The organism is Rugamonas rivuli (assembly GCF_009380165.1).
Classification (GTDB): domain Bacteria; phylum Pseudomonadota; class Gammaproteobacteria; order Burkholderiales; family Burkholderiaceae_D; genus Rugamonas; species Rugamonas rivuli.
Genome location: NZ_WHUF01000003.1, coordinates 699,291 through 713,740, shown reverse-complemented (window position 1 = coordinate 713,740; position 14,450 = coordinate 699,291). Strand labels below are relative to the sequence as shown.

Here is a 14,450-nt window from a genome sequence, read left to right as displayed (position 1 = left end):
AGGCCAGTGTGTCGCCGTTGTTCAGGGCCCTGTTCAGGCGCGGCGCCAGATTCAGCTTGGTCTGCTGCGATACATTCGGTTCGGCGAAGCCGTGTAGCGCCGCCGGGCTTGCCTCGCGCTCAATCGTTGTGGGCGTGTTGCGGAAGATGGTGTCGCTCAGCGTGCCTCGGCCAGCGCCCTGGGGGGGGCTGGCCGGTCTTCGGCGTGGCGGTGGCGGTGTCCACGCTGATGGTGGCGCGCATGACGCGCCGCTTCAGCAACCGCCAGATCTGGGCAGGCTTAAATCAAGCCTGTTTGCGGCGGCGCGCTGCGAAGCCGAGCAGGCCCAGGCCGGCACCGAGCATGGCGTAGGTGGCTGGTTCCGGTACCGCGTGGGCGATCGACTGCACGCCGATGTACTGGTGCACGACCAGGGCGCCGTTGACTCTCCAGTCGGACGCCGAGTAGGCGCCGCCGCAGCCGCCGCTGGACGAGTCCAGGCACCAATAGTTCCGGCCCGAACCGATGTTAGGATTCTGGAACAGGGCCATTTTGCCTGTGCCGGAGAAGTCGAACGACAGATCGGTGCTCGATGCGATCCAGCTCGACGGGCCATATATCTGGGAGTTGCCATGGTTCAAGGTAAAGCTGCTGATACCGTCATTGAGGACCAGATTCCAGTCCAGCATATCGCCAGAGCCGATGTTGCCCACGCTGCCGTTGGTGGTGATGTAACCGGTGATCGAGGCCGCGCCTTCTTGCTGATTGACGAGGTACTGGGTGACGGCATGGGCGTTGCCTGCCAACGCGAGGAGGGTGCCGGCGCCGAGCAGGACGCGGGAGAGTAAACTAATGGTCATGGGAAGCCTTTATGATGTAAGGGAAGAGAAATTAATTAACTATCATTGCTATCTTCACATCAATAATTGCATTATTGGTTGTTAAAGTGACACATGATAAAAATACTCTTGCCGGCTTCAGGCGAGCGGGTCGCCTTTGTGATGAGCGCCCGGAATGCCGTGACGATGCCCCGCCGCAGCGCATTTTGACCATGCAGGCGACTGATATACTCGCCGTCATGGATCAACCCTCCCTTACATGGCGCGAAGCGCGCAACACCTTGCTGGTCAACCTGCTGGTCTGGGGCGTGCTGTGCGCGGTTGGCGCGGCCGGCGTCTACAGCGACGTGCTGCGCCAGGGCGGCACCCGGAGCTATGGCCGCGTGCTGCTGAACTGGGATTTGAATCACGCGTTGATGCTCACGCTCAGCGTCAGCCTGTACCTGATCTTCCGCCGCTGGCCCGCGCTGACCGCCAGCGCGCGCGCCATCGCCCGCAGCTACGGGCTGGTGCTGTTCATCTTCGTGCCGCTGCAGATGTTCTATCTGGCGGTGCTGGACGCGGCGCGCGCCGATCAGCCGCTGGACCTGGCACACGTCTGGCAGTTGTTCATCACGCCGCACGGGTTTGATGTATTCCTCGAATTCGCCTGGACCACCGGTACCTTCACCGCAGTCGCCGCGGCCTGCATCTGGCGCGGCAGCCAGGCGCGGGACCGGGCGTGGCAGCAGGCGCTGACCGACAATCTGAATCTCAACCTCGAACTGGAGCGCCAGCGCATGCTGGCCTTGCGCGCGCAGCTGGAGCCGCATTTCATCTTCAACGCCCTGAACGCGATCAGCGCGCTGGTGCGCACCAGCGATGGCGACCTGGCGCTGAACGGCATCAATCGCCTGAGCGACCTGCTGCGCTACGCACTCACGGCCAGCAGTCGCGATTGGGTCACGGTCGGCGAGGAGTTGGCCTTCGTCGGCGACTATCTGGCCTTGCAGCGCCTGCGCTACAAGGCGCGCTTGCAGGTGGCAATGGACGTAGGCGATGTGCAGGGCGGCGATTGTCCGCCGCTGCTGCTGCAACCGCTGATCGAGAACGCCCTGCGCCACGACCTGGATTGCCACGAAGGGCAGAGCGACATCCGCATCACCGTGCAGCGCGACGGCGGGCAGCTGCACATCAGCATCAGCAATCCAGTAACGGCGGGCGCCACGCCCAATCCCGGCCTCGGGCTTGGGCTGGCCAACACGCGGGCGCGCTTGCAGCTGGCTTATCGCGGCGCGGCCTCGCTGCACAGCGCCGCGCGCGACGGCCGCTTTGAAGTCGAGATCCGTATGCCTTTCCACGCACAGGAGTGACAGCGATGCGCGTCTTGCTGGTCGATGACGAGGAACCGGGCCGCATCAACCTGCGCTACGCGCTGGCGCGGCATCCGCAGTGGCAGGTGGTGGCCGAATGCGCCAGCGCCGCCGCCGCGCGCGAGCTGCTGGCGCAGCAGGAAGTGGATTTGGTTTTCCTGGATGTGCAGATGCCCAGGGAATCGGGCATCGACCTGGCGCGCAGCCTGAGTGCGATGGCGGAACCGCCGCTGATCGTGTTCGTCACTGCCTACAACGTCTACGCGATAGAGGCGTTCGAAGTGCACGCGATGGACTACCTGCTCAAGCCCTTCGACGATGCACGGCTGGCGCAGACGCTGGAGCGCGCCGCAGCGATGCTGGCGCAACGCCAGCTGGCGGGCTTCGCGCCGGCGCTGCGGGCCTATGTCGCCCCGCCTTCCGGCTACTGGCAACAGGTCAGCGTGCGCTCGATCGGGCGCATCGAATGCATACGGCTGGAGGATGTGCAGTGGATGGAGGCGGACGGCAACTACGTCAAGCTGCACCTCGCCAAGCGCTGCGTGTTGTACCGCATCCCGCTCAGCCGCCTTGAGGAACATCTCGATCCTGCTCGCTTCATTCGCGTGCATCGCCGCGCCATCGTCGCGGCGGAGCAGTGCGCCACGCTGTCCGTGGTGGGCGATGGCAGCTATCTGCTGGCGCTGCGCTGCGGCGATACTGTCGCCGTCAGCGAGCGCCATGTGGAGCCGGTGCGCGCCCGCCTGGCCGAAGCCTAGGGCCTGTACCTACGCCTGGCGCGCAGGCTCGCGCTGCGGCGCCACGCGCGGCAGCAGCATGCGCACCGCCGTCCCCACGCCCGGAGCCGAGTCGATGGTGATGCGTCCACCCAGCACGCCGGTGACGATGTTGTAGACGATGTTCATCCCCAACCCCGTGCCGCCCTGGCCCATCTTGGTCGTGAAGAAGGGATCGAACACGCGCCGCAACACGTCTTCCGGCATGCCGGCGCCGTCGTCGCTGAACATCAGCTCGACGATGTCGTCGTCCACCGTCTCCGCGCGCACGGTGATGGTGCCGCCCTTTTGGTGCTCGAAAGCGTGGGTCAGCGTGTTGTTCACCAGGTTGTTCAAGACCTGGTACAGCGCGCCCGGATAGGAATCGAAAATCAGGTGCTCGGGTATCTGCATCACCACTTCGCATTCGGCGCGGCGCAGGCGCGGCATGTAGGTGGCCATGGTGTCGTGCACCGCCGAGAGCATGTCGAATTCGCGGCGCTGGTCGTTGGTCTGGTCGACGGCGATCTGCTTGAAGGACGAGATCAGCTCCGCCGCCTTGTGCAGCGAGCCGGATATCAGCTGGCTGGCCATGCGCACTTCTTCCAGATGCGCGGTCAGCTCCGAACGCCGCAGCGCGCCCGCCGCCACATGCTTGTCGAATTCCACCACGCGGTCGCGCAGCGCGGTGGAGGCCAGCAGGCTGTTGCCGATCGGCGTATTGAGTTCGTGCGCGATGCCGGCCACCAGCGATCCGAGCGACGCCATCTTCTCCGCCGCCAGCAGTTCGTCCTGCGTGCGCTGCAGGGTCTCCAGCGCGGCACTCAGGTCGGCGTTGGCGCGTTCCAGCGCGGCCGAACGGTCGCGCACGCGGGTCTCCAGCGATACGTTCAAGTCCTTCAGCTCACGCTTGGCGTTGAGTTCCTCGGTCAGGTCCAGCAGCGCCCAGATGATGGAGTCGTTGCCGTCCAGCGTCAGCGAAGACGACCAGATCGCCACGCTGCCTACGCTGCCGTCCGGCAGCAGCACGCCGGCGATGGCGCCGTGCACCGCGCCGTCGGTCTGGTACATTTTCCAGATGCGGTCGCGCTCCAGCGTGCTGGCCCAGAACGGCACCTCGTCGCTGCGCTTGCCGATCAACTTGGCCGCGCCGGCGCCGAAGGTGTGCGTGACGGCGCGGTTGGCGGCGACGATGCGGCCGTCGCGGTCCGACACCGTCAGCGGCAGCGGCGCCATGTCGAACAGGGTCTTGAAGCGCGCCTCCGATTCCGACAGCCGCTTTTGCGATTGTTCCAGCTGGTCGATGCGCTCGCGCAGCGCCGCGCTCATGGCGTTGAGCGCGCGCGTGAAGACGGCGATTTCGTCGTCGCCTTCGACCGGCAGCGCCTTGCTGTAATCGCCCAGCGTCATCTGGTGCGACTGGCCGGTCAGCGCGCTGAGGCGCCGTCCGATGCCGTGGGTGAAGGCGTAGAACAGCACCACGCCCAGCGCCAGGCCGACCAGCGAGATCACGCCGCCCTGCAGCATCACCTCGTCGCGGGCCTGCTTCAAGTCCTTGGTGGTGAGGCCGAAATTGATCGAGCCGACGCGGTTATCGCGCAGCAGCAGCGGCGAGCGCGCGTGCAGCGTGCTGTCTTCGATGATGGTGCGTACGCCTTTGAAACTGGTGCCGCCGCCTTGCCGCAGGATCTCGGGCAGGGGCATGTCGCGCTTGCCGGCTTCGATGATGGGCTTTTCGTCCTGGTCGAGGATGACCAGGTAGCGCAGAAAACTGTCGTCGGGATCGGCCAGCATTTCGGCCAGATAGCCGGTCAGTTCGGGCAGGCGGCCGCGCGTGGCGTAGGGACTGAGGGAGAGATTGAGCGTGACCGCGTACTCTTGGGCGACGCGTTCGGCGTTGGTGCTGACGGCGTGGTTCATCAGGCGCAGGCTGTTCCAGATCAGCAGGCCAACCACCAGCGCCTGGATGACGGCGCTCAGCAGCAGAAATTTCGCGCGCAGCGATAGACTCAAAACGTGCTCTCCTCAGGGCATAGCCAGGAGAGCACGGGGCTACCTGGAAGTTAAGGCAGGGTCAGAATCACTTTGACGGTGTCGTCTACTGCCGACTTGTCAATATAACCGATCGCCTTAGGATCGGCAGCAACTGCTTTCTTCACCTCGGTGTTGTTCGGGTATTCCTTCGGTGGCGTGGCTTTGCCGGTAAACACCAGCTTGGACCACAGCGCCTTTACCTGTGCGGGATCCTTCTCCGCGACCTTCTGGTAGAAGTCGGCGCGGATGTGCGAACCTTCGGCCTGGTCGACCGGCGTGAACAGGTTGGATTTACCCAGGAAGAATTGCGAAGCCTGTTCCGAGAACATGCGGGTCGCCGGGTTCTTCTGGCTGACGATGACAACGGTCTCCGCCGATGCGCCGGCCGCGGCCAGCGACGACAGCAATGCAGCGATAATGATTTTTTTCATTGTGGACTCCGGAATTAGAAGACGAAATCGACCGCTGCGGCGACGACGGTGACGTTGTTGTTGAAGCCAGGCTGCACGAAGATCAGCGAGCCGGCTTTGGTCTTAGGCTTGACGCGGTCGATTTGTACTTTCAGGGCCATCGATTTGGCGAAGTCCCAACGCACGCCGATCAGGTCCGAGGTCTGTTCCGGCGATGGCAGCAGGCCGTAGACGGCTGCGCCCAGTGGGCTGTTCTTCGGCAGGGCCGCAGGCGGCGTGACCGAGCTGCCGGCGTCCTTGTAGGAAGCGTGCGAGTAGTAAGGCAGTACTTTGCCGACGCGGTAGCCGACCATGGTGTACCAGGCGTTGGTGTCCGGGATGTAGACGGCTTCCTTGGCGCGGCGCTGTGCGTATTCGGTCTGGACGACGATGTTGTTCCAGTCCATGGTGCCGCCGATCGAGGTGAAGGCGATCTTCTTGCCGGTGGTCAGACCGAGGTCGTTGGCCAGCTGGGTGAAGCCGAACTGGGTCAGCGTGCCGGTCAGGCTGTTGATCGGGGCCAGGTCGTTGATCTTCATGTCGGCGCGGGCGTGGCCGACGCGGACCAGGAAGGGACCGTATTCGCCGGTGAAGCTGATGCCGGCCGCTGGTGCGCGGTAGGTGGCGACCGAACCGGCGCCGGTAGGCACGAACAGCTTGCCGCGGCTGACGCCGACGAAGGCCTGGGTGGTGAAGTTGATGTCGCCGAAGGCGTGCTGGTAGTTGATGTCCGCGCCGTCGACGTTTTCGATCGGAGCCTGGCCGTACATTTCAATCGGAGGACGCATCATGGTGTTGGCGTAGCCAACGTTCTGGTAGTCCGAGATCAGGAAGGTCGGCAGCACCACGCGGCCAACGCGCACGCTGGTCTCGTCGTTGATGCGGGCTTTCAGGAAGGCCCAGGTCAGGTCGGTGGTGAAGGTCGGGCTGGTGTTCTTGCGGGTCAGGATCTGCGCGGTGCCGGACAGCCAGTCGTTGATCTTGTAGGTCGCTTGCAGGCCCAGGTTGGTGTCGAGGCCGATCTTGGCCTTGTCGGACACGCCTTCAGCCTGGTTGTAGCGGGCGAATTGGGCTTGGTCGGTGTTGCTCTTGGCGACGCCCAACGTGCCGAAGCCGCTGATGCTCAGGTTCTCGTCGCCCATGGTGCCTGCCTGTGCCTGCATGGCGGCGGTGGCGGCAAATACGGCAGCTACTAGAAGTTGCTTTTTCATGTGGTCTGTTTCCTTAGATTTGTTGTCTGGTTTTTTACTGCTATCGACGATCGTGTCGCCTGTTTTGTCTCGTGACATGCGGGGATGCGGCATTCGGGCTACACCTTAAACTAATTTCCGTACGGCATGAAATTGTTTTTTAGAAATTAGATCGAACGTTCTAAAATCTTGTCGTTTTTGCGCTGAATTTCGTGATTTTCCCAACAAATTCATGGGGTTGTATGACATCCTTCTAGTGCTTTTTGAGCAAATTTGAGCTTAAAGCATGCCTTGGGGAAAATCGATGGATTTATAACTATTGGTGGCTATGATGCGATGCGCCAATTTGGCCGTCAGGTATTACAATAGCGGCTCCCACTTTCCACTCACGAGAACACTCATATGGCCGTCAATTCCCCTCTGCCCGTCGCCTCCGCACTGAAGCCTGTAGCCGGCATCGAAATCGGCTTTGCCGAAGCCGGTATCAAAAAGCCGAACCGCAAGGACGTGCTGGTGATGAAAGTGGCGCCGACCGCCACCGTGTCCGGCGTGTTCACGCTGAACCGCTTCTGCGCCGCGCCGGTGCAGATCGCCAAGGCCCACCTGGCGGCGGCCAAGGAAAGCGGCAAGCCGATCGCCGCGCTGCTGATCAACACCGGCAACGCCAACGCCGGCACCGGCGAACTGGGTCTGTCGCTGGCCAATGAAACTTGCGCCGCGCTGGCCGCGCAGCTGGGCTGCGACGCCTCGCAGATCCTGCCGTTTTCCACTGGCGTGATCCTGGAGCCGCTGCCGGCCGCCAAAGTCATCGCCGGCCTGCCGCAAGCCGTGGCCGGCCTGAAGGCCGACAACTGGTACAACGCCGCCGAAGCCATCATGACCACCGACACGCAGCCGAAAGCCGGTTCGCGCACCGTCACCATCGGCGGCCACACCGTCACCATGAGTGGCATCAGCAAGGGCGCCGGCATGATCAAGCCGAACATGGCGACCATGCTGGGCTACCTGGCGTTCGACGCCAAGGTGGCGCAGCCGGTGCTGGACGTGCTGGTCAAGCAGGTGGCCGACAAGTCGTTCAACTGCATCACCATCGATGGCGACACCTCGACCAACGATTCCTTCATGCTGATCGCCACCGGCGCCGGTTCGCTGGAAATCACCTCGGTCGATACGCCTGAATACGCCCAACTGGCGGCCGCCGTGACCGAGCTGTCGCTGTTCCTGGCGCAGGCCATCGTGCGCGACGGTGAGGGCGCGACCAAGTTCATCACCATCACCGTGGAAGACGGCGCCAGTGTGGAAGAGTGCCGCAAGATCGCCTACTCGATCGGCCACTCGCCGCTGGTCAAGACCGCCTTCTTCGCTTCCGACCCTAACCTGGGCCGCATCCTGGCCGCCATCGGCTACGCCGGTGTCGACGACCTCGATGTCAGCAAACTCAATCTGTACCTGGACGATGTGTGGGTCGCCAAGAACGGCGGCCGCAATCCGGACTACAAGGAAGAAGACGGCCAGCGCGTGATGAAGCAGAGCGAGATCCTGGTGCGCGTGAAGCTGGCGCGCGGCGCGGCTGCGGCCACCGTCTACACCTGCGACCTGTCGCACGACTACGTGAGCATCAACGCCGACTACCGTTCCTAAGATGGCGACGCCTCTCGAACAATTCCTGGTGCGCGCCGAAGCCTTGCTGGCGCGCGTGGAGGCGGTGCTGCCGCAGGCGCCGCGCGAGCCGGACTGGAAGCTGGGCTTTGCTTTCCGCTGGCGCAAGCGCAATGGCGGCGGCGCCAGTTATCTGCAAGCGGTGGCCCATGTGTCGCCGATCGCGCTGGACGACTTGCAGCACATCGGCCCGCAGAAAGAGCAGATCGAGCAGAACACCCGCCAGTTCGTGCAGGGCAAGCCGGCCAACAACGTGCTGTTGACCGGCGCGCGCGGCACCGGCAAGTCCTCGCTGATCAAGGCTTGTCTGAACCAGTTCGGCAAGGACGGCCTGCGCCTGATTGAGGTTGATAAGGCCGACCTGGCCGAGCTGCCCGACATCGTCGACATCGTGGCGGGCCGGCCGGAGCGCTTCATCATCTTCTGCGACGACCTGTCGTTCGAGGAAGGGGAGAGCGGCTACAAGGCGCTGAAGGTGGCGCTGGACGGCAGCATCTCGGCGCAGTCGGACAATGTGCTGATCTACGCCACCTCCAACCGCCGCCACCTGATGCCGGAGCGTATGTCCGACAACATGAGCTACAAGCACGACGAGGATGGCGATCTGCATCCGGGCGAGACGGTGGAAGAGAAGATTTCGCTGTCCGAGCGCTTCGGCCTGTGGCTGACTTTTTATCCGTTCAAGCAGGACGACTACCTGGCCATCGTCGGCCACTGGCTGTCGTCGCTGGGTTGCAGCGAGGCGCAGATTGAAGCCTCGCGCGCCGATGCATTGCGCTGGGCCTTGCAGCGCGGCTCGCGTTCGGGCCGCGTGGCCTGGCAGTTCGCCAAGGACTTCGCGGGGAAGCAGGCATGAGCGGCGCCGAAGTGAAGGTCAAACCGGTCGATGTCTCGGTCGGTATCCTGATGAAGCCGAATGGCGACGTGCTGCTGGGCCAGCGCCCGGCCGGCAAGCCGTACGAAGGTTATTGGGAATTCCCCGGCGGTAAAGTCGATCCGGGCGAGACGGTGCTGGAGGCGCTCAAGCGCGAGTTCGTCGAAGAGCTGGGCCTGACCATCAACAGCGCCGAGGAGTGGTGCGGCATCGAGCATGTGTACGAGCACGCGCACGTGCGGCTGCATTTCTTCATCAGCCGCGACTGGAGTGGCGAGCCGCAAAGCCTGGAAGGCCAGGCCTTTGCCTGGCAGGGTGCGGTCGGCGTCGAACCGCTGCTGCCGGCCACCATTCCGCTGCTGGAGTGGCTGGACATGGTGCGTTACGGATCGTGATGGCGCGCTGGTGGCATAGCGTCGGCGCCTGGCGCGGCTTGGCCGGCGTCGCGCTGGCTGGCTGCGTGGGCCTGGGCGCGCTGCTGGTGCTGCGCCCGGAGCCGCCGGGTCCGGCCTGGATGGCGGTGCTGTCGGCGCCGCAGGATAACAGCGCCGCCTGGGTGGCGCTGGTGAGCGCGGAGCGCCAATTGACGCTGACGCCCTTGCACGATACCGTCGTCGCCAACCGCAAGGCGTTGCAACTGTGGCTGTCCGCACCGGACGGCGGCGCGTCCGTGTCGCTGGGTTTGCTGGAGCAGGACCGCCAGTCCAAACTATCGCTGGACCAGCTGCCGCCGCTGCAAGCCGGCATGCACTTCGCGATCACGCTGGAACCGGCAACCGGTTCGTCCTCGCCGACAGGGCCGGTGTTGTACGCAGGCCAAGCAGTCAAGCCGCGACAGTAATTGTTGTTTGACTAAGTTTGCCGCTCTGCCTATGATGGCTGCCTGTTTCCCGATCCCGCTCGTCAATGAAATTGTTCAGTCTTGGCCCGCAAGCCCATGAAGTACGTCCGCGCCACGCGGGTTCCTGCCACGATTGCGCCGCCCCGGTAGACGGCAAGTATTGCAGCCGGTGCGGCCAGAGCAGCCATGTGCATGTGGCTTCGGCGGGCGAATTCATCCATCACTTCATCGGCCATTTCATCGCTGCGGAAAGCAAGCTGTGGCGCACCTTTGGCGATCTGCTTCGGCGTCCGGGCCAACTGACGGTCGATTTCATCTGCGGCCGCCGCATGCGCCATATCGATCCGCTGCGCCTGCTGTTGACGGTGTCGATGCTGGTGTTCGGCGCGCTGAAGCTGCAGACCCACCTGGTCGAAAACAATCAGCATGAGAGCAAACCGGCCACGGCGCAAACGCAGGATGCGAAGCCTTCGGAAAAGCCGTTGACGACGAAACTGACGGTGGCGGTGTTTGAGCGGTTGAGCCCGACATTTCGCACACATCTGGACGAGTACGAGGCGCTGCCTGAGGAAAAAAAGAGCAGTGTCTTGTGGCATAACTGGCTGAAGCTCGGGCCGACGCTGATACTGTGCCTGATTCCAGTGGTCGCGCTCTTCCTCAAGCTGCTCAATGCGGGGACCGGCTGGCGCTATGGCGAGCATCTGGTATTTTCGATGCACCTGCAGACCTTCGCCCTGCTGGATTTCCTGGCCTGGATGCTGCTGGCGGAAGTGACGGAGTATGCCGCACCGATAGCCCTGCTGGCGCTGGCGGTGTACATGATGTTCGCCATGCGCCGTATGTACGGCGGCAGCTGGCTGGTGCTGGCGGTGCGCTGGGGAGCGTTGGTGTATCTGGAAGTGAAGGCTTTCCTGCTGATGAGCCTGATCGCCTTCTTTATTTCCCTGATGTGAGCCGGGCTTACTCTTCGTCGTTCGGGTCGACTGGCGGCGCGGCGGGGATGGTGTACTTTTCCTCGGCCCAGGCGCCGAGATCGATTTGTTTGCAGCGTTCCGAGCAGAACGGGCGATACTTATTTTCTTCCTTCCACTCCACTTTGGCGGAGCAGGTAGGGCAGTCAACTACGGTGGCCATGATCTATCTTTAGAAGTTACAGAGGGTGAGCTCGAATGGTACATCATCTTCCAGCGGCTTGGGTTTCAAGTCGCCGCCCTGCGAGGTGAAACGCACCCACAACATGTACTTGTTGGCCGAGATCTCCGGGATCGCGCCCAGCGATTCGTCCAGCGTCAAACGCAGCATCTGGTAGACCTTGCCCTGCAACATCTGCTGATAACTGCCGGCCACGGCGATCATCTTGACCGGGCCGCCGGAATCGCGCAGCAGGCGCAGCACCAGGCCCAGCGCGTCGAACAGCGGCGCCAGCGGCGCGAACCAGGTGGCGATGTCGTTGAAGCGCTGCTCGGCCGGGCGCTTTTGCCAGGCGTAGTAGGACGGCAAGTCGAATTCGCAGGCGCCGCCGGGAATGATGGTGCGGCCGCGTATGCTCATCAGCCACTCGTTGTCGCGCACGTTCTGGCCGGTCTTGCCCTGGGCCGCGACCAAGGCGCTGCTCACGCCGTCCAGCTCGGCCAAGATGGCGTCCAGCGTTTCCGCCTGGACGTTCGGGTTCATGCGGTAGCCCAGCAGCGATTGGCGCTGGCGTTCCAGTTCTTGCAACAGGTCGGATTTCAAGTCGGCGCGGCCGGCCACCTCCAGCATGTCGAAGATGGTCGCCAGTGCGACGTGGTGCTGCATAGGATGTTCTTGATGCACAAAGAACTTGAATTTCTCGTACAGATCCTCTAATCGCAACAACGTGCGGATGCGCTCGTTGAAAGGATATTCGTAGACAATCAAAATAACATCCCTCTGTAGGTGGACTTGCGATTAATTCCCGTGATTTTGAAGCAAGCCAAGCAAAATTACAAACGTTGCGAGAGTATTGTCACCGTTCTTTTCGAAATTACGACCGCATTTGCAAATATAAATCGTGCAGGCGGGCGATTTGGGGCTCCAAAGCCTCGATCCCGCCGCCGTTTTCGATAATGTCGTCCGCCGCGGCCAGGCGCTGCTGGCGGCTCGCCTGCGTCGCCATGATGGCGCGGACTTGCGTTTCCGGCAAATTGTTACGCGCCATGACGCGGGCAATTTGCACTTCCTCCGGGCAGTCTACCGCCAGCACGCGCGTTACCCGCGCACGCCAGCTGCCCGATTCGACCAGCAGCGGCACGGCGAACATCACATAGCTGCCGGTGGCCGCCTCGGCCGCGGCCAGCGCGGTGTCGCGGATGCGCGGGTGCAGGATGGCTTCCAGCCGGATCTTGGCGCCGGGATCGGCAAACACCAGCGCGCGCATGCGGGCGCGGTCGAGCGCGCCGTTGGCGTCGGCGAACTCGGCGCCGAACTCGGCGACGATGGCCGGCATGGCCGCGCCGCCGGGCGCCGTCAGGCTGTGGGCGATCTGGTCGGTGTCGACAATGCTGGCGCCGCGCGCGGCGAACAGGTCGGCCACCGTGCTCTTGCCGCTGCCGATGCCGCCGGTCAGGCCGATGGAGAAGGGCAGTGTGCTGTTCATCGGGACTTAGAAATAGGGATAGACGGAACGGGTAAAGGCCATGATGGGCTCGCCGTACAGGAAGGCGATCAGGCCGGCCGCCGCCAGATAGGGGCCGAACGGGATCTGGTACTCCAGGCCCTTGCGGTTGACGATCATCAGCACGATGCCGACCACCGAGCCCACCAGCGACGACATCAGCACGATGGCCGGCAGCATCGCCCAGCCCATCCACGCGCCCAGCGCGGCCAGCAGCTTGAAGTCGCCGTAGCCCATGCCTTCGCGCCCGCGCACGAGTTTATACGCCCAATACACGCTCCACAGCGCCAGGTAGCCGGCCGCCGCGCCGATCACCGAGTCCTGCAGCGATACATAGGTGTGGTTGACGTTGAGCAGCAGCCCGGCCCAGATCAGCGGATAGGTCAGGTCGTCCGGCAGCAGCTGGGTGTCGGCGTCGATGAAGGTCATGGCGATCAGCGAGTACAGGAAGAACAGACCGCCCAGTCCTTGCCAGCCGCTGCCGTAATGCCAGACCACGGCCACCGTCAGCGCGCCGGTCAGCAGTTCGATGGCCGGGTAGCGCGGCGAGATCGGCGCCTTGCAGCTGCTGCACTTGCCGCGCAGGACCAGGTAGCTGACCACCGGGATGTTTTCCAGCGCGCCGATCTGGTGATTGCAGTGCGGGCAGGCCGAGCGCGGCACGACCAGGTTGTAGCGCTCGGTGTGCGGCTCGTCCTTGCCGGCTTCGACGGCGCAGTAGTTGTCCGACTCGCGCTGCATCATTTTCGGCAGGCGGTGGATCACCACGTTCAGGAAGCTGCCGAACAGCAGGCCGAACAGGCCGGCGATCAGGCTGATGGCGAGGTCGCCGGCGGGCGCAAACAACAGGGTCGGTTCAGGCATGGCAGGTCGGGCCGGTAGATGATCACAGAGGCCCATATTAAAGCATTACAGCAACATTGCGGGACGGTTTTTCAGCGTGCGCGACCGCCGTCAAGACCCTCCTTGGGGATATGGGAAGGCCGCGGAGAGTGTGGCAAGGTGGAGAACCTGCCATCTTTCGCCACCGAGTCCGCGATTGTCCTCTCTTACCCCGACCCCGCTGCTGTTGTTATCGGGCCTGTTGCTGGCGTGCCTGGCGCTGGGCGGCGTGCTGCTGGCCTGCCTGCGCGGCGCCGAACGCCGCCACCAGCACCGGCTGGCGCGGATGGCCGAGCGCGAGCAGGCCGCCTATGCCTTGCAGGACATGCTGCTGCAAAATATGCAGGGCATGATCCTGCGCTTCCAGGGCGTGGGCCACCGGCTGCCGGACGGCAGCGCCGAGCGCGCCACCATCGAAACCATACTCGACCAGGCCGACGAGACGCTGGCCGAGGGCCGCCAGCGCATCCTCGCGCTGCGCGTGCCGGCGGTGCGCGGCGACAACCTGAGCCAGGCGTTCGCGGCGCTGGGGCAGTCGCTGCAGCAGAGTTTCAATACCGGATTCCACCTGATCGTCAGCGCCGCGCCGGTGCCGTTGAAGGCTGAACTGAGCGAGGAAATCTACCGCATCGTGCGCGAGGCGCTGTACAACGCCTTTCAGCACGCGGGCGCCGCGCAGATCGAGCTGGAGCTGGTGTATGGCTGCGAATTTTTCTCGCTGTACGTGCGCGACGACGGCAAGGGCATGGCGCTGCGGCCGCCGTCCGGCTACCGCGGCGTGGCGGCGATGCGCGCGCGCGCCGAGCTGCTGGGCGGCAGCGTCGAAGTGTTGAGCCTGGAAGAGCAGGGGACCGAGGTGATCCTCAAAGTCCCCGCGCGGGTGTGCTACCAGCAGCCGAACCGCGCCGGTTGGCAGCGCCGGCTGGCGACCTGGCTGGGCCGCGCCGACAATGTGGGCTGA

At 63.8% G+C, this 14,450-nt stretch carries 16 protein-coding genes; 8 read left to right on the top strand and 8 right to left on the bottom strand.

The features are described from left to right. Nucleotides 1-284 precede the first annotated feature (284 nt). Nucleotides 285-839 (bottom strand): PEP-CTERM sorting domain-containing protein, encoded by a 555-nt coding sequence (locus tag GEV01_RS13540; RefSeq protein ID WP_152805051.1) that lies wholly within the window; start codon nt 837-839, stop codon nt 285-287. Between the two features lie 218 nt (nt 840-1,057). Between GEV01_RS13540 and GEV01_RS13535 the strand changes: the two genes are divergently transcribed. After that, nucleotides 1,058-2,170 carry a sensor histidine kinase gene (locus GEV01_RS13535; RefSeq protein ID WP_152805049.1) on the top strand — a complete coding sequence of 371 codons (1,113 nt, stop codon included), beginning with the start codon at nt 1,058-1,060 and terminating at the stop codon, nt 2,168-2,170. Between the two features lie 5 nt (nt 2,171-2,175). Beyond that, on the top strand, nt 2,176-2,928 hold the full coding sequence (locus GEV01_RS13530) for a LytR/AlgR family response regulator transcription factor (protein ID WP_152805048.1): 753 nt from the start codon (nt 2,176-2,178) through the stop codon (nt 2,926-2,928). A 9-nt stretch (nt 2,929-2,937) separates the two neighbouring features. Here GEV01_RS13530 and GEV01_RS13525 read toward each other — a convergent pair whose 3' ends face one another. Genes GEV01_RS13525 through GEV01_RS13515 form a run of 3 tightly spaced genes read right to left on the bottom strand, consistent with a single transcriptional unit; the run spans nt 2,938 to nt 6,619 of the window. Beyond that, nucleotides 2,938-4,938 (bottom strand): sensor histidine kinase, encoded by a 2,001-nt coding sequence (locus GEV01_RS13525; RefSeq protein WP_152805045.1) that lies wholly within the window; start codon nt 4,936-4,938, stop codon nt 2,938-2,940. 50 nt (nt 4,939-4,988) lie between these two features. Continuing rightward, a complete protein-coding gene (locus GEV01_RS13520; protein ID WP_152805043.1) occupies nt 4,989-5,390 on the bottom strand; it encodes a type 2 periplasmic-binding domain-containing protein in 402 nt (133 codons plus the stop codon). Nucleotides 5,391-5,404: 14 nt separating this feature from the next. After that, nucleotides 5,405-6,619, bottom strand: a complete 1,215-nt coding sequence (locus tag GEV01_RS13515) for a porin (RefSeq protein ID WP_152805041.1) — start codon at nt 6,617-6,619, stop codon at nt 5,405-5,407. 381 nt (nt 6,620-7,000) lie between these two features. On the opposite strand from GEV01_RS13515, the gene argJ reads away from it, so the two are divergent. The 5 genes from argJ to GEV01_RS13490 all read left to right on the top strand — a co-directional run bounded on the left by argJ (nt 7,001) and on the right by GEV01_RS13490 (nt 10,925). Further along, nucleotides 7,001-8,239, top strand: coding sequence for a bifunctional glutamate N-acetyltransferase/amino-acid acetyltransferase ArgJ (argJ, locus tag GEV01_RS13510; RefSeq protein WP_008445468.1), 1,239 nt, complete (start codon nt 7,001-7,003; stop codon nt 8,237-8,239). Nucleotide 8,240: 1 nt separating this feature from the next. Continuing rightward, nucleotides 8,241-9,113 (top strand): ATP-binding protein, encoded by an 873-nt coding sequence (locus GEV01_RS13505; protein ID WP_070267226.1) that lies wholly within the window; start codon nt 8,241-8,243, stop codon nt 9,111-9,113. Further along, entirely contained in the window at nt 9,110-9,526 is a 417-nt protein-coding gene (locus tag GEV01_RS13500; RefSeq protein ID WP_152805039.1) for an NUDIX domain-containing protein, read from the top strand. The genes GEV01_RS13505 and GEV01_RS13500 overlap by 4 nt, the downstream gene beginning before the upstream one ends. Then, entirely contained in the window at nt 9,526-9,972 is a 447-nt protein-coding gene (locus GEV01_RS13495; protein ID WP_152805037.1) for an anti-sigma factor, read from the top strand. Before GEV01_RS13500 ends, GEV01_RS13495 begins: the two co-directional genes overlap by 1 nt. A gap of 65 nt (nt 9,973-10,037) precedes the next feature. Continuing rightward, nucleotides 10,038-10,925 carry a DUF3667 domain-containing protein gene (locus tag GEV01_RS13490; RefSeq protein WP_152805036.1) on the top strand — a complete coding sequence of 296 codons (888 nt, stop codon included), beginning with the start codon at nt 10,038-10,040 and terminating at the stop codon, nt 10,923-10,925. 7 nt (nt 10,926-10,932) lie between these two features. On the opposite strand, the gene yacG is transcribed toward GEV01_RS13490, so the two are convergent. The 4 genes from yacG to GEV01_RS13470 form a co-directional block, all read right to left on the bottom strand. Then, on the bottom strand, nt 10,933-11,106 hold the full coding sequence (yacG, locus tag GEV01_RS13485; protein ID WP_152805033.1) for a DNA gyrase inhibitor YacG: 174 nt from the start codon (nt 11,104-11,106) through the stop codon (nt 10,933-10,935). 9 nt (nt 11,107-11,115) lie between these two features. After that, nucleotides 11,116-11,871 carry a cell division protein ZapD gene (zapD, locus tag GEV01_RS13480; RefSeq protein ID WP_008445477.1) on the bottom strand — a complete coding sequence of 252 codons (756 nt, stop codon included), beginning with the start codon at nt 11,869-11,871 and terminating at the stop codon, nt 11,116-11,118. A gap of 106 nt (nt 11,872-11,977) precedes the next feature. Then, nucleotides 11,978-12,589: a dephospho-CoA kinase gene (gene coaE, locus GEV01_RS13475; protein WP_152805031.1), complete on the bottom strand. Its 612-nt coding sequence runs from the start codon at nt 12,587-12,589 to the stop codon at nt 11,978-11,980. 6 nt (nt 12,590-12,595) lie between these two features. Continuing rightward, nucleotides 12,596-13,471, bottom strand: a complete 876-nt coding sequence (locus GEV01_RS13470; RefSeq protein WP_152805029.1) for a prepilin peptidase — start codon at nt 13,469-13,471, stop codon at nt 12,596-12,598. 175 nt (nt 13,472-13,646) lie between these two features. Between GEV01_RS13470 and GEV01_RS13465 the strand changes: the two genes are divergently transcribed. Beyond that, on the top strand, nt 13,647-14,450 hold the full coding sequence (locus tag GEV01_RS13465; protein ID WP_152805027.1) for a sensor histidine kinase: 804 nt from the start codon (nt 13,647-13,649) through the stop codon (nt 14,448-14,450).